Genomic DNA, 21,180 nt, shown 5'->3' with positions numbered 1-21,180 from the left:
CATCTTCGAAGGAATCGCACGCATGGCAGTCGAATCTGATTTTTCACCGGACGAAAAGCAGCTGACGATCAAGGTCAAGGGCCGTTTCGATTTTGGCAAGCATCAGGAATTTCGTGACGCCTACGAGCGCTTGGATCCGACCCCGAATTCGGTCGTGGTGGATCTCAAGGACGCGACGTATCTGGACAGCTCCGCGCTGGGCATGCTGCTGTTGCGCGATCACGCCGGTGGCGAGCGCTCGGATATCAAAGTGATCAATACCAGTTCGGACGTGCGCAAGATTCTCGCCATTTCCAATTTCGAAAAACTGTTCGACGTCAGCTGAGCCGACCATGCCCGCCGAACAGGGATTGAGGGTGCTGATCGCCGAGGACGGTGCGGCGGATCGCTTGCTGCTCGCGCAGATCGTGCGGCGCCAGGGGCACGAGGTGGTCACTGCCGAAAATGGCGAGCAGGCCGTGGCACTGTTCGCCGAAGAGCGGCCGGACCTGGTGCTGCTCGATGCCTTGATGCCGGTGATGGATGGCTTCGAGGCGGCGCGACGGATCAAGGCCATGGCCGGTGAAGCGCTGGTGCCGATCATCTTCCTCACCTCGATGAACGAGGAGCAGGGGCTGGTGCGTTGCCTGGAGGCCGGCGGCGACGATTTCATGGCCAAACCCTACAGCGCGGTGATTCTGGCCGCCAAGATCGGCGCGATGGATCGCCTGCGCCGGCTGCAGGCCACGGTGCTGGAGCAGCGCGACGAACTGGCCCGTCACCACCATCACCTGCTCAACGAGCAGCGCGTGGCCAAAGCCGTGTTCGACAAGGTCGCCCATTCCGGTTGCCTGAGAAGCAGCAATATCCGCTACCTGCAGTCGCCCTACGCATTGTTCAACGGCGACCTGCTGCTGGCTGCGTTCACACCTTCGGGCGACATGCATGTACTGCTGGGTGATTTCACTGGACACGGCCTGCCGGCGGCTGTTGGGGCGATGCCCCTGGCCGAGGTGTTCTATGGCATGACCGCCAAGGGCTATGGCCTGGTCGAGACGCTGCGCGAGATGAACGCCAAGCTCAAGCGCATCCTGCCGGTGGACATGTTCTGTTGCGCGCTGCTGCTGAACCTGAGCTTCGAGCGTGGCACGGTCGAGGTGTGGAACGGCGGCATGCCCGATGGCTATCGCTTGTCGGCCGCCGGCGAGGTGCTGTCGGTGCTGCAATCGCGGCATTTGCCGCTGGGTATCCTTGCGCCCGAGCAGTTCGACGACCGCACCGACATACTGCCGCTGACGGCGGGGGAGCGAGTGTTCCTGCTCTCCGATGGCGTGGTCGATACCGGCGATGCAAAGGATCGATTGTTTGGCGTGGAGCGTTTGCGTGAGGTGTTGGCGGCCAACCGAGACCCTGGGCAGCTGTTCGATGAAGTGATGCAGGCACTGGAGCGTTTTGGCGGTGTGCCGCGAGACGATATCAGCTTGTGCGATATCCGCATGGCTGAGCCAGGTGGCCTGGCACCCGTGGCGCCGGTGTATTCCGACAGCGGTCGTTCCAGCCCACTGGACTGGTCGTTGTCGCTGGTGCTGCATGCCGACAGCCTGAAGCGGTTCAATCCGGTTCCCTATCTGTTGCAGTTTCTTCAGGAAATCCACGGTCTGCGCCCCAGCAGTGCGGTGTTGCACAGTGTGCTCGGTGAGCTTTACTCCAACGCACTGGAGCACGGAGTCTTGGGCCTGGACTCGCGGCTCAAGCAGGATGCCGCGGGATTTGCCGAGTACTACCGCGAGCGCGGCCGGCGTCTGACAGCTTTGTCCGAGGGCTTCGTGCGAATAGCGCTGAGAGTGGAACCGATGGCGGCAGGTGGGCGTCTCACAGTGGAAATCAGCGACAGTGGCACGGGTTTTGATATCGAGAAGGTGTTGGCACGCCCGGCGTCGGAAAAAGGTTTGAGTGGGCGTGGGCTGCATCTGGTACAGCGCTTGGGCGTCCGGGCTCAATGGCTCGACCAGGGGCGGCGGGCGCGGGTTGAGTTCGGCTGGTGAGCGGCCCCGGCGATTGAGGCATAATCAAGCTTGATCAAGGAGTGAGCAAGTGACAGACGAGCATATCGATCACAAGGTCCTGAGCGACCTGCGGGAGGTCATGGAAGATGGCTACCTGCAGTTGCTGGAAACCTTCCTGGAAGACTCCGTGTGTTGACTCAGCATGTTGCACGAGGCCAAGGATGCCCACGAGCTGGGTATGGCCGCCCACAGCTTCAAGGGCAGCAGCAGCAACATGGGCGCAGTGGGCTTGGCAGGTCTGTGCCAACAGCTTGAGGAACGTGTGCGGCAACAGCCTCTGTACGGCATCGAAGACCTGATCAATCAGATTGACCAGGAATTTGTCGAGGTCCAGCGCTTCTACCGCAGCGAGCGTGAGCGGGTTTCTGCAGGCTGATGGCAAAACTGGCGCGAGTTTTGCCTGTCTTCACCCAGATACTATTTCGGTTCACTGGCGTGGAGAGTTTCAATGCCTGTCGCATCCAATCCCTTGTTGCAAGCCGGCCTCGCCAATGCGAACTCGCGGGCGACCAGTTCCGCGACGGACAAAACCTCGCAGGCAGCAGGCAATCAGGGCGGCGGCTTCGATCAGTTGATGGCGCGCCAGCAGCGTGACACGACGCCGGTGCGCAACGACAAGGCCTCGCAACCTGCATTCAAGGATAAGCGTGACTTCAGCGCCGGCGGCAAAGTCGGCAATGACAAATCCCCGTCGGTTGCCGCCAATGGCAAGAATTTGCCAGCCAGCAGCAACAAGGCCGCGCCAACCAGTGACAAGAACACGCCGAGCGACAGCACCCAGCAGGCTGGTGGCGATGATCGACAGGTTTCCACGCCTGGCAACAGTGCGCAGTCAGGCGACTCGAACTCGCTGGATGCCAACCTGGTCGCAGGGCAGGTGACCGATGCCCTGGCGGGCGCGCAGCTGATCCAGGCTCAGGCCGAGGCCGTGGCGCCCGTGCTGCAGGCCGCGATCCAGCAGCCTGCAGCGCAGGCCGAACCCTTACCTCCTGCGCTCACCGAAGAGGCCGCCAGCGACAGCGACTTCGATCCCGAAGCCGATGCCTTGGCAAACATGCCGACACTGCGCCTGGCCCTGGAGCAGAACGCCCAGGCCAAAGGGACCACTTCGGCCCATGCGTCCGCTTCGGGCGACAAGGCCGCGGCCCAGGATGACAGTGCCCAGGCCAACGTCAATACCTTGGCGAGCCTGGCGGTCAAGCCTGAGGGCGAATCCGAGCGCGGCCAATCACAGCCTGGCGAAAAAGGCTTCTCCGAGCTGTTGTCCAGTGGCCTGAAGGACGTCAAGCATGCTGACAGTGACACCCGTGTGGACGATTTCGCCAATCGCCTGGCCAACCTGACCCAGGCCGTCACACCCAAGACCGCCCACGCCGTGCCGCCGACCAACCCGCTGCACCAGCCGCTGGCGATGAACCAGGGCGCCTGGACGGAGGGCCTGGTCAACCGGGTCATGTATCTGTCCAGCCAGAACCTCAAGTCGGCCGATATCCAGCTCGAACCTGCCGAGCTCGGCCGCCTGGACATTCGTGTCAATGTCGCGGCGGACCAGGCTACCCAGGTCACCTTCATCAGTGGTCACGCCGGCGTGCGCGATGCACTGGACAGCCAGCTGTACCGCCTGCGCGAACTGTTCGCCCAGCAGGGGCTGGCCCAGCCTGACGTCAACGTCGCCGATCAGTCGCGCCAGCAGCAACAGCAAGCCCAGCAGGGTGGGTCGAACCTGTCCGGTGTCGCAGCGCGTCGGGCCGGGGAGGCGGGCGAGGACGCTGAGCTGGCCGATGCTTCACGGCCGGTGGAGCAGCAGGTGGTGATCGGCGACAGTGCGGTCGATTACTACGCCTGATCGCTCGGGGGTTGCGTCTGACACCGGTGCGGGCTTTTGTGAGCAACTGTCTTGCTCAAAATCTAGAAGCCAGCCCAAATCCCTGTGGGAGCGGGCTTGCCCGCGAAAAATACACCGCGCTGCCTGGCACGGGCTTCGCCCGTGTTCGCGGGCAAGCCCGCTCCTACCACCTCCTCAAGCCCGCTCGGCCAAATCTGGCATAACACTTGCTCTGCCACGTCATCCTTTCTTGAAACCCCGATGGACGACGGATTATTGGCATGGCGAAGAGCGACGCAGTCAAAGACCCCGCCACTAAAGGCAAACTGAAGATGATCCTGCTGCTGGTGCTGGCCCTGCTGCTGGCCGTGGGCCTGTCGGTTGGCGCCACCTGGTTCATCATGCACAAGAGCGAGCCTGCGCCTGCAGCCGATCCTGCCGTGGCCAGCGTCAAGCAAGCGGCGATCTACGAGCCCCTGGCGCCGGCCTTCGTGGTCAATTTCAACCAGAACGGCCGCCAGCGCTACATGCAGGTGAGCATCACCCTGCAGGGCCGCAACCAGGCTGACCTCGATGCGCTGAAGGTGCATATGCCGGTGATTCGCAACAATCTGGTGATGATGTTCTCCGGGCAAGGTTTCGACAGTCTGGCCAGCAGTGCCGTGGGCCAGGAAATGCTGCGCCAGAAGGCCACTGCGGTGGTCCAGGAAGTGGCGCAGAAGGAAGTCGGCAAGCCGGTCATCGACCAGTTGCTGTTCACCAATTTCGTATTGCAGTAGGAGCACACTCGATGGCCGTGCAGGACCTGCTGTCCCAGGATGAGATCGATGCCCTGCTGCATGGGGTCGACGATGGGCTGGTACAGACCGAGAGCGCTGCCGAGCCCGGTGGCGTCAAGAGCTACGACCTGACCAGCCAGGACCGGATCGTCCGCGGTCGCATGCCGACCCTGGAGATGATCAACGAGCGCTTCGCCCGTTACACCCGCATCAGCATGTTCAACCTGCTGCGTCGCTCCGCCGACGTGGCGGTGGGCGGTGTGCAGGTGATGAAGTTCGGCGAGTACGTGCATTCGCTGTACGTGCCGACCAGCCTCAACCTGGTCAAGATCAAGCCGCTGCGCGGCACCTCGCTGTTCATCCTCGACGCCAAGCTGGTGTTCAAGCTGGTGGACAACTTCTTCGGTGGCGACGGCCGTCACGCCAAGATCGAAGGCCGAGAGTTCACGCCGACCGAGCTGCGCGTGGTGCGCATGGTCCTGGACCAGTGCTTCGTCGACCTCAAGGAAGCCTGGCAAGCGATCATGCCGGTGAACTTCGAGTACATGAACTCCGAGGTCAACCCGGCCATGGCCAACATCGTCGGGCCCAGCGAGGCGGTGGTGGTCTCGACCTTCCACATCGAGCTCGATGGCGGCGGCGGCGACCTGCACGTGACCATGCCGTACTCGATGATCGAGCCGGTGCGCGAGATGCTCGATGCCGGTTTCCAGTCCGACCTGGACGATCAGGACGAGCGTTGGGTCAAGGCCCTGCGCGAGGACGTGCTGGACGTCAATGTGCCGCTCTCGGCCACCGTTGCCCGTCGTCAGCTCAAGCTGCGCGACATCCTGCACATGCAGCCGGGCGATGTGATTCCGGTAGAGCTGCCCGAACACCTGGTACTGCGCGCCAATGGCGTGCCGTCGTTCAAGGCGCGTCTGGGCTCGCACAAGGGCACCCTGTCGCTGCAGATCATCGACCCGATCGAGCGCCGCTGACGGCGAGCCGGTCGCACTACGAATTGAAAGCCTGTCGAGGACTTTATGGCTAACGAAAACGAGATCACCTCCCCAGAGGAACAGGCCCTGGCCGATGAGTGGGCGGCAGCCCTGGAAGAAACCGGTGATGCGGGCCAGGCGGACATCGATGCGCTGCTGGCAGCCGACAGTGGCCGCTCCTCCGGCGCAGGTCGCCTGCCCATGGAAGAGTTCGCCAGTTCCCCGCGGCCGAGCGAGAACGTCGGCCTGGAAGGTCCGAACCTGGACGTGATCCTGGACATTCCAGTGAGCATCTCCATGGAAGTGGGCGCCACGGAAATCAGCATTCGCAACCTGCTGCAACTGAACCAGGGTTCGGTCATCGAGCTCGATCGCCTGGCCGGCGAGCCCCTGGACGTACTGGTCAATGGCACGCTGATCGCCCATGGCGAAGTGGTGGTGGTCAACGAGAAGTTCGGCATCCGCCTGACCGACGTGATCAGCCCCAGCGAACGCATCAAGAAGCTGCGCTGAGTGAAGGGCCTGATACGCGGCGTCGCCGCCCTGGGCACATTGCTCGCCAGCGAGGTGGTGATCGCCGCGGCTGATCCCGCGCCGGTGCCGGCCAGCACGGCGACGCCGGCCGGCATGGGCGGGCAACTGGCGCAGATGGTCTTTGGCCTGCTCGTGGTGGTGGGCGCCATCTTCCTGCTCGCCTGGCTGTTGCGCCGCCTGCAGGTGGCGCAGCCGCGCGGCGGGCAGGTGATCGAGATCGTCGGCAGTCGTGCCCTCGGCCCGCGCGACCGCCTGCTGCTGGTGCAGGTGGGCAAGGAGCAGATCCTGATCGGCCACAGCCCTGGCAGCATCGAAGCATTGCACGTCATGGCCGAGCCCGTGGAAGTGCCTGCCGGCGCGCGCCAGGCGGCACCGGAATTCGCCCAGCGGCTGCTCGAGCTGATGGGCAAGGACCAGAAGGACAAGAAGTGATGAGCGGCGCGCTGCGCTTACTGTTGACCCTGGCGCTGTTGCTGGCCGCGCCCGTGGCCCTGGCCGCCGATCCGTTGTCGATCCCGGCCATCACCCTGTCCAATGGGCCGAACGGCCAGCAGGAATATTCGGTCAGCCTGCAGATCCTGCTGATCATGACGGCGCTGAGCTTCATTCCAGCGTTCGTCATCCTGATGACCAGCTTCACCCGCATCATCATCGTCTTCTCCATCCTGCGCCAGGCCCTGGGCCTGCAGCAGACACCGTCGAACCAGTTGCTCACCGGCATGGCCCTGTTCCTGACCATGTTCATCATGGCGCCGGTGTTCGATCGGGTGAATCGTGATGCCTTGCAGCCCTACCTGAACGAGCAGATGACCGCCCAGCAGGCGATCGACAAGGCCCAGGGGCCGCTGAAGGACTTCATGCTGGCGCAGACCCGGCAAAGCGACCTGGACCTGTTCATGCGCCTGTCCAAGCGTACCGACATCGCCGGTCCCGACCAGGTGCCGCTGACCATTCTGGTGCCAGCCTTCGTCACCTCCGAGCTCAAGACCGCGTTCCAGATCGGTTTCATGATCTTCATCCCGTTCCTGATCATCGACATGGTGGTCGCCAGTGTGCTGATGGCGATGGGTATGATGATGCTGTCGCCGCTGATCATCTCGCTGCCGTTCAAGATCATGCTGTTCGTCCTGGTCGATGGCTGGGCGTTGATCATGGGTACGCTGGCCGGCAGTTTCGGCGGCGTCTGAGGCCGCTCAAGGAGAGTTTTCGATGACCCCGGAAGTAGCCGTCGACCTGTTTCGCGATGCGCTCTGGCTGACGGCCCTCATGGTGGCGGTGCTGGTGGTGCCCAGCCTGCTGGTCGGCCTGCTGGTGGCGATCTTCCAGGCGGCCACGCAGATCAACGAACAGACCCTGAGCTTCCTGCCGCGTCTGCTGGTGATGCTGATCACTCTGATCGTGGTCGGTCCGTGGCTGGTGCAGAAGTTCATGGAATACATGACCGGCCTGTACAGCGGCATTCCGCAGTTGATCGGATGATGAACCCATGCTTGAGCTGAGCGCCGCGCAGATCGGCACCTGGGTCGCCACTTTCATCCTGCCGCTGTTTCGCGTGGCAGCGGTGCTGATGACCATGCCGGTGTTCGGTACGCGCATGCTGCCGGCGCGGATCCGCCTGTACGTGGCGGTGGCGATCACCGTGGTGATCGTGCCGGGCCTGCCGCCGCTGCCCGAGTTCGAGCCGTTGAGCGTGCGCGGCGTGCTGCTGTGCGCCGAGCAGATCATCGTCGGTGCGCTGTTCGGGTTTTCGCTGCAGATGCTGTTCCAGGCCTTCGTCGTTGCCGGGCAGATCGTCGCCATCCAGCTGGGTATGGCGATGGCCTCGATGGTCGATCCGGCCAACGGCGTCAACGTGGCGGTGGTCGGGCAGTTCCTGACCATGCTGGTGAGTGTGCTGTTCCTGCTGATGAACGGCCACTTGGTGGTGATCGAGGTACTGACCGAAAGTTTCACCACGCTGCCGGTGGGCAATGCCCTGGTGGTCGCGCATTTCTGGGAGATCGCCGGGCGTCTGGGCTGGGTGCTCGGTGCGGGCCTGGTGTTGATCCTGCCGGTCATCGCAGCGCTGCTGGTGATCAACATTGCCTTCGGTGTGATGACCCGCGCCGCACCTCAGTTGAACATCTTCTCCATTGGTTTCCCGCTGACCCTGGTGCTGGGGCTGGCCATCTTCTGGGTCGGCCTTGCCGACATCCTCTCGCATTATCAGCAGCTGGCCAGCGAGGCCTTGCAGTGGCTGCGTGAACTGGCACGGGCGCCCTGAGCATGGCAGAGAGCGAGAGCGGTCAGGACAAGACAGAGGAACCCACCGAGAAGCGCAAGCGCGACGCACGGGAAAAGGGTGACATCGCCCGTTCCAAAGAGCTCAACACCTTCGCTGTGACCCTGGGCGGTGCCGGTGCCTTGTTGGCCTTCGGTGGCCACCTTGCCGAAACCCTGATGACGCTGATGCGCGTGAACTTCACCCTGTCGCGCGAAGTGATAGTCGACGAGCGGGCCATGGGTGCCTTCCTGATGGCCTCGGGCAAGATGGCCATCTGGGCCACCCAGCCGGTGCTGGTGTTGCTGTTCGTCGTATCGTTCGTGGCCCCGATCGCCTTGGGAGGCTTTCTGTTTTCCGGCTCCTTGCTGCAGCCCAAGTTCAGCCGGATGAACCCGCTGTCCGGGATCAAGCGCATGTTCTCGCTGAACTCGCTGACCGAACTGCTCAAGGCGGTGGCCAAGTTCTTCCTGGTGCTGGTGGTGGCGCTGGTGGTGCTGGCCAACGACCGCGAGGCGCTGATGGCGATTGCCAAGGAGCCGCTCGAGCAGGCGATCATCCACAGCGTGCAGGTGGTGGGCTGGAGCGCCTTGTGGATGGCAGCGGGTCTGCTGCTGATCGCCATCGTCGATGTGCCGTTCCAGCTCTGGCAGACGCACAAGAAGCTGAAGATGACCAAGCAGGAAGTGCGCGACGAATACAAGGATACCGAGGGCAAGCCGGAGGTGAAGCAGCGCATTCGCCAACTGCAGCGCGAGGCGTCGCAGCGCAGGATGATGGCGGCGGTGCCCGAGGCCGATGTGATCATCACCAACCCGACGCACTATGCCGTGGCGCTCAAGTACGACCCGGAGAAGGGCGGTGCGGCGCCGTTGCTGCTGGCCAAGGGCACTGACTTTTTGGCCTTGAAGATCCGCGAGATCGGCCAGGAGCACAAGGTACAGATCCTAGAATCGCCGGCGCTGGCGCGGGCGATCTACTACTCCACGGAGCTTGAGCACGAAATTCCGGCCGGGCTGTACCTGGCAGTGGCGCAGGTGCTGGCGTACGTGTTCCAGATTCGCCAGTACCGCTCGGGTAAGGGCAAGCCGCCCGAGCCGCTGAAGAAGGATTTGCCGATTCCGCCGGACCTGCAGCGCGACAATTGATTCTGCAGGCGCGGGCTTGCCCGCGAAAAGAACACCGCGGTGGACCGCGAAAACACCGCAACAGAGCGCCTGGCCCCGCACCCAGGCAAAGTTGGAAAGCTTCTTGCAAAGCCACGCCCAAGCGCCGTCCAGGCGTCAAAGTTTTGCTTGAAGAGGATACCCGGTGGATCGCGCTCAGTTAATCAGCAACGCCCGTAACAACCTGGCCGGTCTCGGTCGGGGGAACCTGGGTGTGCCGCTGTTGCTGCTGGTGATGCTGGCAATGATGATGTTGCCCATCCCGCCGTTCCTGCTCGATGTGTTCTTCACCTTCAACATCGCGCTGTCGATCGTGGTCCTGCTGGTCTGCGTCTATGCCCTGCGCCCGCTGGACTTCGCCGCCTTCCCGACCATCCTGCTGGTGGCGACCTTACTACGCCTGGCGCTCAACGTCGCCTCGACCCGCGTGGTCATGCTCCACGGCCAGGAGGGTCACGGTGCGGCGGGCAAGGTGATCCAGGCCTTCGGCGAAGTGGTGATCGGCGGCAACTATGTGGTCGGTGCGGTGGTGTTCGCCATCCTCATGATCATCAACTTCGTCGTGGTGACCAAGGGTGCCGGGCGTATCTCCGAGGTGAGCGCGCGTTTCACCCTCGACGCCATGCCCGGCAAGCAGATGGCGATCGACGCCGACCTCAACGCCGGCTTGATCGACCAGGCCCAGGCCAAGGCGCGTCGCGCCGAGGTGGCCCAGGAGGCCGAGTTCTACGGCTCGATGGACGGTGCCAGCAAGTTCGTGCGTGGCGACGCCATCGCCGGCCTGCTGATCCTGTTCATCAACCTTATCGGCGGCATGCTCATCGGCATGCTGCAGCATGGCATGACCTTCAGCGACGCCGGCAAGGTGTACGCTTTGTTGACCATCGGTGACGGTTTGGTGGCGCAGTTGCCCTCGCTGCTGTTGTCCACTGCGGCCGCGATCATGGTCACCCGCGCCTCGGGCTCCGAGGACATGGGCAAGCTGATCAACCGGCAGATGTTCGATTCGCCCAAGGCGCTGGCTGTTTCCGGCGCGCTGATGGTGGTGATGGGGCTGGTGCCGGGGATGCCGCACATCGCCTTCCTCAGCCTCGGCCTGATGGCCGGTGGTGGCGCCTACCTGGTGTGGAAGAAACAGCAGAAGGCCAAGCTCCTGGCCGTGCAGGAAGCGCAGCGCCAACAGGATCTGCTGCCATCGCCGCAGCGCGCCATGGAAACCAAGGAGCTGGGCTGGGACGACGTGACCCCGATCGACATGATCGGCCTGGAAGTCGGCTATCGCCTGATTCCGCTGGTCGACCGCAACCAGGGCGGCCAGTTGCTGGCGCGGATCAAGGGCGTGCGCAAGAAGCTCTCGCAAGACCTGGGCTTTCTCATGCCCACCGTGCACATTCGCGACAACCTCGACCTGCAGCCCAGTGCCTATCGCCTGACGCTGATGGGGGTGATCCTGGCCGAGGCCGAGATCTACCCGGACCGCGAGCTTGCGATCAACCCTGGGCAGGTGTTCGGCACCCTCAATGGTATCGCCGCGCGCGACCCGGCCTTTGGCCTGGAGGCGGTGTGGATCGATGTGGCCCAGCGCGCCCAGGCGCAGTCCTTGGGGTACACGGTGGTCGATGCCAGCACCGTGGTCGCCACTCACCTCAACCAGATTCTGCAGAAGCACTGCCACGAGCTGATCGGCCATGAAGAGGTTCAGCAGTTGCTGCAGGTGCTGTCCAAGGCATCGCCGAAACTTGCCGAGGAATTGGTGCCGGGTGTCATTTCCTTGTCGGGGTTGCTCAAGGTCCTGCAGGCCCTGCTTGCCGAGCAGGTGCCCGTGCGTGACATCCGCAGCATTGCCGAGGCCATCGCCAACAATGCCGCCAAGAGTCAAGATACCGCCGCGTTGGTGGCTTCGGTGCGGGTCGGCTTGTCCCGCGCCATCGTGCAAAGCATTGTCGGCGTTGAGTCCGAGCTGCCTGTGATCACCCTTGAACCAAGGTTGGAACAGATCTTGCTCAATAGTTTGCAAAGGGCCGGGCAGGGTCAGGAAGACGGTGTTCTTCTTGAACCGAGCATGGCCGAGAAGTTGCAGCGTTCGCTGATCGAGGCGGCGCAGCGCCAGGAGATGCAAGGCCAGCCGGCCATTCTCCTGGTCGCCGGCCCGATCCGTGCCATGCTGTCGAGATTCGGTCGTCTGGCCGTGCCCAACCTGCATGTGCTGGCGTACCAGGAAATACCGGACAACAAGCAAGTCACCATCGTTGCCACCGTGGGCCCTAATGGCTGAGGTAGTGGGTTATGCAAGTTAAGCGTTTTTTCGCCGCCGATATGCGTCAGGCCATGAAACTGGTCCGTGATGAGCTTGGCGCCGATGCCGCGATCATCGGCAACCGGCGTATCGCCGGCGGTGTCGAACTGACGGCCGCGCTGGACTACAAGCTGTCCGCCCTGGCCCCACGCGTGCCGAATGTCGAGCTCGAGGACGAGCTGCGCAAGACCCATTCGCGCATCGCCACCGCCCAGGCCGAGCTGGACGGGCGTGGTGACGCCGAGCTCGGCAACCGGCAACTGTTTGCCGGCCTGTCGCTGACCGCGTCCGAGCCACTGGTCGAGCCGCATGTGGAAGCGCCGGTGCCTGCGCCGGCCCCGGCAGCTCCGGCGGTGGACAAGCGCGTATTCGATGCCATGCGTTCGGAGCTTTCGGGCCTGCGCGAGCTGCTCGAAGTGCAGCTCGGCTCGCTTGCCTGGGGCCAGTTGCAGGGCAGCAAGCCGCAGCAGGCCAACCTCTGGCGTCGCTTGCAGCGCCTGGGCCTGTCTGGCCCGATCGCCCGTGAACTGCTCGACCTGGCCGGTGAAATCGAAGACCCGCGCCAGGCCTGGCGCATGGTCCTGGCGCACCTGGCGCGCCTGATCGAGGTGCCTGAGGTCGAGCCGATCGAGGAGGGCGGGGTCATCGCCATGGTCGGCCCGGCCGGCATGGGCAAGACCACCACCCTGGCCAAGCTTGCGGCACGCTACGTGCTCAAGTACGGCTCGCAGCACCTGGCGCTGGTGAGCATGGACAGCTATCGCATCGGTGCCCAGGAGCAGCTCAAGACCCTCGGGCGCATCCTCAATGTGCCGGTGACCTATGTCGATCCGGGCCAGTCGCTGGCCCAGGCCCTGGAACCACTGCTGCGCAAGCGCGTGGTGCTGATCGACACCGCGGGCCTTCAGGCCAGCGATCCGGCCCTGCGCATGCAGCTCGAGTCGCTCGCCAGCCGCGGCATCGCCGCCAAGAACTACCTGGTACTGGCCACCACCAGCCAGAAGCAGGTGCTGACCGCCGCCTATCACAGCTACAAGCGCTGTGGCCTGGCCGGTTGCATCCTGACCAAGCTCGATGAAACGGGCAGCCTCGGCGAAGTGCTGAGCCTGGCCATCAGTCACGAACTGCCCGTGGCCTATCTCACCGATGGTCCGCGCATTCCGGACGACCTGCAGTTGCCGCGCAAGCACCAGTTGGTGAGCCGTGCGGTCAGCGTGCAGTTGCAGGAAGAGCCCAGCGAAGAGGCCATGGCCGACATGTTCGCTGATCTCTACCACAATCCCGATAAGCGCGCGGGTTGAAGATGAACGGCGCAGGGGGTCGACAGCGGCCCTTCAAGTGGGCGGGTCCCACGCGAGACAAGGTAAAGAACAGACATGGGTAGCATGCATCCCGTACAGGTGATCGCCGTCACCGGTGGCAAAGGTGGCGTCGGCAAGACCAACGTTTCAGTGAACCTGTCCCTGGCGCTGGCCGAACTCGGCCGCCGGGTCATGCTGCTGGACGCCGACCTGGGTCTGGCCAACGTCGACGTGCTGCTGGGGCTGACCCCCAAACGTACCCTGGCCGACGTCATCGAAGGACGCTGCGAGCTGCGCGACGTGCTGCTGCAGGGGCCGGGCGGCGTACGCATCGTGCCGGCGGCTTCGGGCACCCAGAGCATGGTGCACCTGGCGCCGGCCCAGCATGCCGGGCTGATCCAGGCGTTCAGCGAGATCGGCGACAACCTCGACGTATTGGTGATCGACACCGCTGCGGGTATCGGTGACTCGGTGGTCAGTTTTGTCCGCGCCGCGCAGGAGGTGCTGCTGGTGGTGTGCGACGAGCCTACCTCGATCACCGATGCCTACGCCCTGATCAAGTTGCTCAACCGCGATTACGGCATGAATCGCTTCCGCGTCCTGGCCAACATGGCGCAGAGCCCGCAGGAAGGGCGCAACCTGTTCGCCAAGCTGACCAAGGTCACTGACCGCTTCCTCGACGTGGCCCTGCAGTACGTCGGCGCCGTGCCCTACGACGAGTGCGTGCGCAAGGCGGTGCAGAAGCAGCGCGCAGTGTACGAGGCCTTCCCGCGCTCCAAGTGCGCCCTGGCCTTCAAGGCCATTGCGCAGAAGGTCGACAGCTGGCCGCTGCCGGCCAACCCGCGTGGGCACCTGGAGTTCTTCGTCGAGCGCCTGGTGCAGCCTACCAGTGCGGGGCCGGTGCTATGAACGCGAGCGGATTCAAGATGTACAGCAAGGCGTCCAAAGACGCCCAGTACGAGCTGGTCGAGCGCTATGCCCCGCTGGTCAAGCGCATCGCCTACCACCTGTTGGCGCGCCTGCCGGCCAACGTGCAGGTCGAGGACCTGATCCAGGCCGGCATGATCGGCCTGCTGGAAGTGGCCAACAAGTACGACGCCAGCAAAGGCGCGAGCTTCGAGACCTATGCCGGCATCCGCATCCGTGGCGCCATGCTCGACGAGGTGCGCAAGGGCGATTGGGCGCCGCGTTCGGTGCACCGCAACACGCGCATGGTCAGTGACGCGATTCGCGCCGTCGAAGCAAGAACCGGTCGTGACGCTAAAGATCACGAGGTTGCTGCCGAACTCCAATTGAGTCTCGACGATTATTACGGGATTCTGAACGATACCTTGGGCAGCCGCCTGTTCAGTTTCGACGACCTGCTGCAGGACGGCGAACACGAAGGGCTGCACGAGGACGGTGCCAGCGGCCAGATCGAGCCGTGGCGGGATCTGGAAGACGAACGCTTCCAGGCCGCACTGACCGACGCGATCGCCAACCTGCCGGAGCGCGAGCGCCTGGTCCTGGCGCTGTACTACGACGAAGAGTTGAACCTCAAGGAAATCGGGGAAGTGCTGGGGGTCAGCGAGTCGCGTGTCAGCCAGTTGCACAGCCAGTGCGCAGCGCGTCTGCGCAGTCGGTTGGGTGAATGGCGGGCACGGTGAACCCGGGTTCGATGCAGTCGTTTTCCGTGGTGCCGAATTGATTGAGCGCGCGCTTGCCAGACGAGCGCGTTTAAGACTGCTTGGAGGTCTAATTGAACAAAGATATGAAAATCCTCATCGTTGACGACTTCTCGACGATGCGGCGGATCATCAAGAACCTGTTGCGTGATCTGGGCTTCACCAACACCGACGAGGCCGACGATGGCACCACGGCCCTGCCGATGCTCGAAAGCGGTCATTACGACTTCCTGGTGACCGACTGGAACATGCCCGGCATGTCCGGTATCGACCTGCTGCGCAAGGTACGTGCCCACGACCGTCTCAAGGGCATGCCGGTGCTGATGGTGACCGCCGAGGCCAAGCGCGACCAGATCATCGAAGCGGCCCAGGCCGGCGTCAACGGCTACGTGGTCAAGCCTTTCACCGCGCAGGTACTCAAAGAAAAGATCGAGAAGATCTTCGAACGCGTCAACGGCTGAGCCATGTCTGGGGGCGCTATGGAATCAAGAAACGATTCTCTGGGGGAGTTCGAGTCGACCCTGAAGAAGCACGCCGAGCAGCTGGTGCAAAGCCTGGAGCGCGGCCAGTTCGGCGAGGCGGTGCAGCTGATCCACCAGCTCAACCAGACCCGTGACCGTGGCCTTTACCAGGAGGTCGGCAAGCTCACCCGCGAGCTGCACAGCGCCATCGTCAGTTTCCAGATCGATCCGCGCATGCCGCAGGCCGAGGAAGTGTCGCAGATCACCGACGCCACCGAACGGCTGTCCTACGTGGTCCGGCTGACCGAGAACGCGGCCAATCGCACCATGGACCTGGTCGAGCAGAGCACGCCGGTGCTCAACGACCTGGCGAGCGAGGCCCAGACCTTGTCCGTCGACTGGCAGCGCTTCATGCGTCGCGAGGTGGCGGCGCCGGAGTTTCGTGAGCTGGTCAAGCGCGTCGACAGTTTCCTGACGCACAGCGCCGAAGGTAACCGCAAGGTGGCCGGCCACCTCAACGATATTCTCCTGGCTCAGGACTATCAGGACCTGACCGGGCAGGTGATCAAGCGGGTGACCGCACTGGTCACCGAAGTCGAAAGCAATCTGCTCAAGCTCGTGTTGATGGCCAGTCAAGTCGACCGCTTTGCCGGTATCGAACATGACCACGATCAATTGCGTGCTGAAAAAGATGAAGAAAAACATCCAACTCGGGGTGAAGGTCCGCAGATTCATGCCGATAAGCGTGAAGACGTCGTGTCCGGTCAGGACGATGTCGATGATCTGCTGTCCAGCCTGGGTTTTTAGGGAGCACGTTTAATGAGCTTCGGCGCCGATGAAGAAATCCTTCAGGATTTCCTGGTAGAAGCCGGCGAAATCCTCGAGCAACTGTCCGAGCAACTGGTCGAGCTGGAAAGCCGACCTGACGATGCGGACCTGCTCAATGCGATCTTTCGCGGTTTTCACACTGTAAAAGGGGGCGCCGGCTTCCTTCAGCTCAATGAGTTGGTGGAGTGCTGCCACATTGCCGAGAACGTCTTCGACATCCTGCGCAAGGGAGAGCGCAGGGTCGATGCCGAACTGATGGATGTGGTGCTCGAAGCGCTGGATACGGTCAACAGCATGTTTGGCCAGGTTCGCGAGCGCAGCGACATCACCCCGGCCACGCCAGAGCTGCTCGCCGCGCTGTCGCGCCTGGCCGAACCGGCCAGCGCCGATGCCGTGGCACCGGTTGCCGTGGCCGCGGCCGTCGTCGAGGCACCGGCTGCCGAGGCGGACATCACCGATACCGAATTCGAACAACTGCTCGATTCCCTCGACGCGGTCAAGGCCCAGGCCGAGGCGGCCGAGCAGTCGCAGGGCGAAGCCGTTTCCGGCAGCGCTGACGAGATCACCGACGCCGAGTTCGAATCGCTGCTCGACCAGTTGCATGGCAAGGGTCAGTTCTCGCCGGAAGTCGCGGCGAGCGAGCCGGAGGCTGCAGTCGCGGCGCCGGCCGGTGACGAGATCACCGACGAAGAGTTCGAGGCGCTGCTCGACCAGTTGCATGGCAAGGGCGCTTTTGCCGCCGATGCACTGCCGAGCGTCGAAGCCACCGCCAGCACTGCCACTGCACCGGCGGCCGAACCTGTCGGCGACCATATCACCGACAACGAGTTCGAGGCCCTGCTGGACCAACTGCATGGCAAGGGCAAGTTCAGTGGCGATGCCGTTGCGGCTGAAGCGCCTGCCGTTGCCGTGGCGGCCGCACCTGCTGCCAAGGCTGAAAGCAAGCCCGTCGCCAAACCGGCGCCTGCACCCGCGCCAGCCGCCAAGCCTGCCGCCGCTGCGGCCCCTGCACGCGCTGCAGCCCCGGCTGCCGACAAGCACGGCGCCAGCGAGGCGGAAACCACGGTGCGGGTCGATACCGCGCGCCTGGATGAAATCATGAACATGGTCGGCGAGCTGGTGCTGGTGCGTAACCGCCTGGTGCGCCTGGGCCTGAACAGCGGCGACGAGGCCATGTCCAAGGCCGTGTCCAACCTGGACGTGGTCACCGCCGACCTGCAGACCGCGGTCATGAAGACCCGCATGCAGCCGATCAAGAAGGTCTTCGGCCGCTTCCCGCGCCTGGTGCGCGACCTGGCCCGCCAGCTCAAGAAAGAAATCAACCTGGAGCTGGTCGGCGAAGAGACCGACCTGGACAAGAACCTGGTCGAGGCCCTGGCCGACCCGCTGGTGCACTTGGTGCGCAACGCGGTCGACCATGGCGTCGAGACCCCCGAAGAGCGCGAGGCCTCCGGCAAGGCGCGCACCGGTCGGGTGGTCCTGTCGGCGGAGCAGGAGGGTGACCACATCCTGCTGTCGATCTCCGACGACGGCAAGGGCATGGACCCGAACGTCCTGCGCGCCAAGGCGGTCGAGAAGGGCCTGATGGACAAGGATGCAGCCGACCGCCTGAGCGAGTCGGATTGCTACAACCTGATCTTCGCTCCGGGCTTCTCGACCAAGACCGAGATTTCCGACGTGTCCGGCCGCGGTGTGGGCATGGATGTGGTGAAGACCAAGATTTCCCAGCTCAACGGCTCGATCAACATCTTCTCGGCCAAGGGCCAGGGCTCGAAGATCATCATCAAGGTGCCACTGACGCTGGCAATCATGCCGACGCTGATGGTGATGCTGGGCAACCAGGCGTTCGCGTTCCCGCTGGTCAACGTCAACGAGATCTTCCACCTCGACCTGTCGCGCACCAACGTGGTCGATGGCCAGGAAGTGGTGATCGTGCGCGACAAGGCGCTGCCGCTGTTCTACCTCAAGCGCTGGCTGGTCCAGGACCAGCAGCATGAGGAGCAGCTCGAAGGGCATGTGGTGATCCTGTCGGTCGGCACTCAGCGTATCGGCTTCGTGGTCGACCAGCTGGTGGGCCAGGAAGAGGTGGTGATCAAGCCGCTGGGCAAGATGCTGCAGGGCACCCCGGGCATGTCCGGCGCCACCATCACCGGTGACGGTCGTATCGCGCTGATCCTCGACGTCCCGAGCATGCTCAAGCGTTACGCCGCCCGGCGTATTTGATTTCGGCGGCGCGACCTGGCGGTTGCGCCGCCTAATGGAGTGTTTATGGCAGTCAAGGTCCTGGTGGTGGATGATTCCGGTTTCTTCCGCCGCCGTGTCTCGGAAATCCTCTCGGCGGACCCGACCATCCAGGTGGTCGGCACCGCGACCAACGGCAAGGAAGCGATCGACCAGGCGCTGGCGCTCAAGCCTGATGTGATCACCATGGACTACGAGATGCCGATGATGGACGGCATTACCGCCGTGCGGCACATCATGCAGCGCTGCCCGACGCCGGTCCTGATGTTCTCTTCGCTCACCCACGAAGGCGCGCGTGTCACCCTCGATGCGCTGGACGCAGGGGCGGTCGATTACCTGCCGAAGAACTTCGAGGATATTTCGCGCAACCCCGAGAAGGTCAAGCAGATGCTGTGCGAGAAGGTCCACACCATCTCGCGCAGCAATCGCCGTTTCAGCAGTTTCGCCAGTCACGCGCCAAGCCCGGTTGCCAGCGCCGCGCCCAGCACCAGCCATGCTCCGGCCAGCACCCTGGGCAGCACTGCCCCGGTTCGTGCTGCGGCACCGGTGCGCGCCGCTGCCAGCCATTCGCCGACGCCCAAGCGCAAGCCCTACAAGCTGGTGGCGATCGGGACCTCCACAGGTGGCCCGGTGGCCCTGCAGCGGGTGCTGACGCAACTGCCCGCCAGCTTCCCGGCACCCATCGTGCTGATCCAGCACATGCCGGCGGCGTTCACCAAGGCCTTTGCCGAGCGCCTCGACAAGCTGTGCAAGATCAGCGTCAAGGAGGCCGAGGACGGTGATGTGCTGCGTCCAGGCCTTGCACTGCTGGCCCCGGGAGGCAAGCAGATGATGGTCGATGGCCGTGGCACGGTGAAGATCCTGCCGGGTGACGAACGCCTGAACTACAAACCCTGCGTAGACATCACCTTCGGCTCGGCGGCCAAGACCTACGGTGACAAGGTGCTTTCGGTCGTGCTGACCGGCATGGGCGCCGACGGACGCGAAGGTGCTCGCCTGCTCAAGCAGGGCGGCAGCACCGTATGGGCCCAGGACGAGGCGAGCTGCGTGATCTACGGCATGCCCATGGCCATCGTCAAGGCCAACCTGGCTGACGCCGTGTACAGCCTGGACGAGATCGGCAAGCACCTGGTCGAGGCCTGTGTCTGATGGATGTTCTCAGCGTTATCGGCCTGATCCTGGCGTTCGTCGCCATCGTCGGTGGCAACTTCCTCGAAGGCGGGCATGTCGGCGCGCTGCTCAACGGCCCGGCCGGGCTGATCGTGATCGGCGGCACCCTGGCCGCAGCGCTGCTGCAGTCGCCGCTGTCGGCGTTCAAGCGTGCGTTGCAGATCCTGCGCTGGATCTTCTTCCCGCCACGGGTCGATCTGGCCGGCGGTATCGACCGTGTCGTCAACTGGAGCCTGACCGCGCGCAAGGAAGGCCTGCTGGGGCTGGAGGGCGTCGCCGATGCCGAACCGGACCCGTACGCACGCAAAGGTTTGCAGCTGCTGGTCGATGGCGCGGAGCCTGAGTCGATCCGCAGCATTCTGGAGGTCGATTTCCTCACCCAGGAGAGCCGTGACATCCAGGCGGCGAAGGTCTTCGAGAGCATGGGCGGCTACGCGCCGACCATCGGCATCATCGGTGCGGTGATGGGCTTGATCCATGTGATGGGCAACCTGGCAGACCCGTCGCAACTGGGTAACGGCATTGCCGTGGCCTTCGTCGCCACCATCTATGGTGTGGCCAGTGCCAACCTGATCCTGCTGCCGGTGGCCAACAAGCTCAAGGCCATCGTCATGCGCCAGTCGCGTTATCGCGAGATGCTGCTCGAGGGGCTGCTGTCGATCGCCGAAGGCGAGAACCCACGCTCGATCGAGCTGAAGCTGCAAGGCTTCATGGAGTAAGCCATGCGTCGTCGTCGCCATACCGAGGAGCACGAGAACCACGAGCGCTGGCTGGTCTCGTACGCTGACTTCATCACCTTGCTGTTCGCCTTTTTCGTGGTGATGTACTCGATCTCCTCGATCAACGAGGGCAAGTACAAGGTCATTTCCCAGGCGCTGATCGGGGTGTTCAACGACCCCGAGCGCAGCCTCAAGCCGATCCCGATCGGCGATGAACGTCCGCTGACGATCAAGCCGGCAGAACCCTTGATCAAGGACAGTGACCAGGTCGATGCGGGCCTGGGGCAGACCAGCGTCGATCCGCTCAAGACCATCACCGACCAGGTGGACGATGCCTTCGGTGACCTGATCAAGTCGAACCAGATGACCGTGCGTGGCAATGAGCTGTGGGTGGAGATCGAACTCAACTCGGCCTTGTTGTTCGGCAGCGGCGACGCCATGCCCAGCGATATCGCCTTCGAGATCATCGAGAAGGTGGCCAGGATTCTCAAACCCTTCGCCAACCCGGTGCATGTCGAAGGCTTCACCGACAATCTGCCGATCCGTACCGCCCAGTACCCGACCAACTGGGAACTGTCCTCGGCGCGGGCCGCGAGCATCGTGCGGCTGCTGGCGATGGAAGGGGTGAACCCGGCGCGCATGGCCTCGGTGGGTTACGGCGAGTATCAGCCGGTCGCCAGCAACGATACCGCTGACGGCCGGGCGCGCAACCGCCGGGTCGTGCTGGTGATTTCGCGCAACCTCGAGGTGCGCCGCAGCCTGACTGGCTCCGGCAGTGCCAATGCCACCCCGGACGCGGCGTTGCGCCGTGCTGGCACACAAAGTGCACCAGCTACGCCAGCCACGACGGTCGGGAGCAATCCCGTCAAATCTCCGTCACCGAATCTATAAAACCGTTCCCGGCGGGACAT

The 21,180-nt window shown here is 63.6% G+C and carries 21 protein-coding genes and 1 pseudogene; all 22 read left to right on the top strand.

Going from position 1 to position 21,180, the window contains the following annotated elements:
• Positions 1-22 precede the first annotated feature (22 nt).
• The 22 genes and pseudogenes from AC2CGW_RS01215 to motD all read left to right on the top strand — a co-directional run bounded on the left by AC2CGW_RS01215 (position 23) and on the right by motD (position 21,160).
• The gene (locus AC2CGW_RS01215) at positions 23-325 is read left to right on the top strand and encodes an STAS domain-containing protein (RefSeq protein ID WP_484573400.1); all 303 of its coding nucleotides are present in this window, start codon (positions 23-25) and stop codon (positions 323-325) included.
• 7 nt (positions 326-332) lie between these two features.
• On the top strand, positions 333-2,024 hold the full coding sequence (locus tag AC2CGW_RS01210; RefSeq protein WP_186666421.1) for an ATP-binding SpoIIE family protein phosphatase: 1,692 nt from the start codon (positions 333-335) through the stop codon (positions 2,022-2,024).
• A 49-nt stretch (positions 2,025-2,073) separates the two neighbouring features.
• Positions 2,074-2,421: pseudogene (locus AC2CGW_RS01205) on the top strand (Hpt domain-containing protein).
• Between the two features lie 72 nt (positions 2,422-2,493).
• Positions 2,494-3,891: a flagellar hook-length control protein FliK gene (locus AC2CGW_RS01200; RefSeq protein WP_484573399.1), complete on the top strand. Its 1,398-nt coding sequence runs from the start codon at positions 2,494-2,496 to the stop codon at positions 3,889-3,891.
• Between the two features lie 260 nt (positions 3,892-4,151).
• On the top strand, positions 4,152-4,649 hold the full coding sequence (gene fliL, locus AC2CGW_RS01195) for a flagellar basal body-associated protein FliL (RefSeq protein WP_186666417.1): 498 nt from the start codon (positions 4,152-4,154) through the stop codon (positions 4,647-4,649).
• Positions 4,650-4,660: 11 nt separating this feature from the next.
• The gene (gene fliM, locus AC2CGW_RS01190; RefSeq protein WP_054891873.1) at positions 4,661-5,629 is read left to right on the top strand and encodes a flagellar motor switch protein FliM; all 969 of its coding nucleotides are present in this window, start codon (positions 4,661-4,663) and stop codon (positions 5,627-5,629) included.
• 45 nt (positions 5,630-5,674) lie between these two features.
• Positions 5,675-6,142, top strand: coding sequence for a flagellar motor switch protein FliN (gene fliN, locus AC2CGW_RS01185; protein WP_186666415.1), 468 nt, complete (start codon positions 5,675-5,677; stop codon positions 6,140-6,142).
• Positions 6,143-6,595, top strand: coding sequence for a flagellar biosynthetic protein FliO (gene fliO, locus AC2CGW_RS01180; protein ID WP_484573398.1), 453 nt, complete (start codon positions 6,143-6,145; stop codon positions 6,593-6,595).
• Positions 6,595-7,350 carry a flagellar type III secretion system pore protein FliP gene (gene fliP / locus AC2CGW_RS01175; protein WP_186666411.1) on the top strand — a complete coding sequence of 252 codons (756 nt, stop codon included), beginning with the start codon at positions 6,595-6,597 and terminating at the stop codon, positions 7,348-7,350. The genes fliO and fliP overlap by 1 nt, the downstream gene beginning before the upstream one ends.
• Before the next feature lie 22 nt (positions 7,351-7,372).
• A complete protein-coding gene (gene fliQ / locus AC2CGW_RS01170) occupies positions 7,373-7,642 on the top strand; it encodes a flagellar biosynthesis protein FliQ (protein ID WP_054891869.1) in 270 nt (89 codons plus the stop codon).
• 7 nt (positions 7,643-7,649) lie between these two features.
• Positions 7,650-8,426: a flagellar biosynthetic protein FliR gene (fliR, locus tag AC2CGW_RS01165; protein WP_186666409.1), complete on the top strand. Its 777-nt coding sequence runs from the start codon at positions 7,650-7,652 to the stop codon at positions 8,424-8,426.
• A gap of 2 nt (positions 8,427-8,428) precedes the next feature.
• On the top strand, positions 8,429-9,571 hold the full coding sequence (flhB, locus tag AC2CGW_RS01160) for a flagellar biosynthesis protein FlhB (RefSeq protein WP_065862046.1): 1,143 nt from the start codon (positions 8,429-8,431) through the stop codon (positions 9,569-9,571).
• A 163-nt stretch (positions 9,572-9,734) separates the two neighbouring features.
• On the top strand, positions 9,735-11,864 hold the full coding sequence (flhA, locus tag AC2CGW_RS01155; RefSeq protein WP_186666407.1) for a flagellar biosynthesis protein FlhA: 2,130 nt from the start codon (positions 9,735-9,737) through the stop codon (positions 11,862-11,864).
• Positions 11,865-11,875: 11 nt separating this feature from the next.
• Complete coding sequence (gene flhF / locus AC2CGW_RS01150) at positions 11,876-13,186, top strand: flagellar biosynthesis GTPase FlhF (RefSeq protein ID WP_411382985.1); 1,311 nt, start codon at positions 11,876-11,878, stop codon at positions 13,184-13,186.
• A gap of 75 nt (positions 13,187-13,261) precedes the next feature.
• On the top strand, positions 13,262-14,095 hold the full coding sequence (fleN, locus tag AC2CGW_RS01145) for a flagellar synthesis regulator FleN (RefSeq protein ID WP_016393812.1): 834 nt from the start codon (positions 13,262-13,264) through the stop codon (positions 14,093-14,095).
• Positions 14,092-14,832 carry an RNA polymerase sigma factor FliA gene (fliA, locus tag AC2CGW_RS01140; RefSeq protein WP_484573397.1) on the top strand — a complete coding sequence of 247 codons (741 nt, stop codon included), beginning with the start codon at positions 14,092-14,094 and terminating at the stop codon, positions 14,830-14,832. The genes fleN and fliA overlap by 4 nt, the downstream gene beginning before the upstream one ends.
• 104 nt (positions 14,833-14,936) lie before the next feature.
• Positions 14,937-15,311 (top strand): chemotaxis response regulator CheY, encoded by a 375-nt coding sequence (locus tag AC2CGW_RS01135; protein ID WP_104881405.1) that lies wholly within the window; start codon positions 14,937-14,939, stop codon positions 15,309-15,311.
• Between the two features lie 18 nt (positions 15,312-15,329).
• Positions 15,330-16,118, top strand: a complete 789-nt coding sequence (locus AC2CGW_RS01130) for a protein phosphatase CheZ (RefSeq protein WP_186666404.1) — start codon at positions 15,330-15,332, stop codon at positions 16,116-16,118.
• Positions 16,119-16,130: 12 nt separating this feature from the next.
• Complete coding sequence (locus tag AC2CGW_RS01125) at positions 16,131-18,362, top strand: chemotaxis protein CheA (RefSeq protein ID WP_484573396.1); 2,232 nt, start codon at positions 16,131-16,133, stop codon at positions 18,360-18,362.
• A gap of 45 nt (positions 18,363-18,407) precedes the next feature.
• Entirely contained in the window at positions 18,408-19,529 is a 1,122-nt protein-coding gene (locus AC2CGW_RS01120) for a protein-glutamate methylesterase/protein-glutamine glutaminase (RefSeq protein ID WP_186709801.1), read from the top strand.
• Positions 19,529-20,269: a flagellar motor protein gene (locus tag AC2CGW_RS01115; protein ID WP_186666401.1), complete on the top strand. Its 741-nt coding sequence runs from the start codon at positions 19,529-19,531 to the stop codon at positions 20,267-20,269. Before AC2CGW_RS01120 ends, AC2CGW_RS01115 begins: the two co-directional genes overlap by 1 nt.
• 3 nt (positions 20,270-20,272) lie before the next feature.
• Positions 20,273-21,160 (top strand): flagellar motor protein MotD, encoded by an 888-nt coding sequence (gene motD, locus AC2CGW_RS01110; RefSeq protein ID WP_186666400.1) that lies wholly within the window; start codon positions 20,273-20,275, stop codon positions 21,158-21,160.
• Positions 21,161-21,180: the final 20 nt, after the last annotated feature.

The sequence above is a fragment of the Pseudomonas sp. SYWMCR5 genome (assembly GCF_057197165.1).
Note: the sequence above shows the minus strand (reverse complement) of the source record. Positions and strands in the feature narration are given on the sequence as shown.

Coding starts and splice junctions, on each gene's coding strand:
- motD (WP_186666400.1), top strand. CDS start 20,273: ATGCGTCGTCGTCGCCATACCGAGGAGCACGAGAACCACGAGCGCTGG.
- AC2CGW_RS01200 (WP_484573399.1), top strand. CDS start 2,494: ATGCCTGTCGCATCCAATCCCTTGTTGCAAGCCGGCCTCGCCAATGCG.
- AC2CGW_RS01210 (WP_186666421.1), top strand. CDS start 333: ATGCCCGCCGAACAGGGATTGAGGGTGCTGATCGCCGAGGACGGTGCG.
- AC2CGW_RS01120 (WP_186709801.1), top strand. CDS start 18,408: ATGGCAGTCAAGGTCCTGGTGGTGGATGATTCCGGTTTCTTCCGCCGC.
- AC2CGW_RS01115 (WP_186666401.1), top strand. CDS start 19,529: ATGGATGTTCTCAGCGTTATCGGCCTGATCCTGGCGTTCGTCGCCATC.
- fliN (WP_186666415.1), top strand. CDS start 5,675: ATGGCTAACGAAAACGAGATCACCTCCCCAGAGGAACAGGCCCTGGCC.
- flhF (WP_411382985.1), top strand. CDS start 11,876: ATGCAAGTTAAGCGTTTTTTCGCCGCCGATATGCGTCAGGCCATGAAA.
- AC2CGW_RS01130 (WP_186666404.1), top strand. CDS start 15,330: ATGGAATCAAGAAACGATTCTCTGGGGGAGTTCGAGTCGACCCTGAAG.
- AC2CGW_RS01125 (WP_484573396.1), top strand. CDS start 16,131: ATGAGCTTCGGCGCCGATGAAGAAATCCTTCAGGATTTCCTGGTAGAA.
- fliA (WP_484573397.1), top strand. CDS start 14,092: ATGAACGCGAGCGGATTCAAGATGTACAGCAAGGCGTCCAAAGACGCC.
- fliL (WP_186666417.1), top strand. CDS start 4,152: ATGGCGAAGAGCGACGCAGTCAAAGACCCCGCCACTAAAGGCAAACTG.
- flhB (WP_065862046.1), top strand. CDS start 8,429: ATGGCAGAGAGCGAGAGCGGTCAGGACAAGACAGAGGAACCCACCGAG.
- AC2CGW_RS01215 (WP_484573400.1), top strand. CDS start 23: ATGGCAGTCGAATCTGATTTTTCACCGGACGAAAAGCAGCTGACGATC.
- AC2CGW_RS01135 (WP_104881405.1), top strand. CDS start 14,937: ATGAAAATCCTCATCGTTGACGACTTCTCGACGATGCGGCGGATCATC.
- fliQ (WP_054891869.1), top strand. CDS start 7,373: ATGACCCCGGAAGTAGCCGTCGACCTGTTTCGCGATGCGCTCTGGCTG.
- fleN (WP_016393812.1), top strand. CDS start 13,262: ATGGGTAGCATGCATCCCGTACAGGTGATCGCCGTCACCGGTGGCAAA.
- fliP (WP_186666411.1), top strand. CDS start 6,595: ATGAGCGGCGCGCTGCGCTTACTGTTGACCCTGGCGCTGTTGCTGGCC.
- fliM (WP_054891873.1), top strand. CDS start 4,661: ATGGCCGTGCAGGACCTGCTGTCCCAGGATGAGATCGATGCCCTGCTG.
- fliR (WP_186666409.1), top strand. CDS start 7,650: ATGCTTGAGCTGAGCGCCGCGCAGATCGGCACCTGGGTCGCCACTTTC.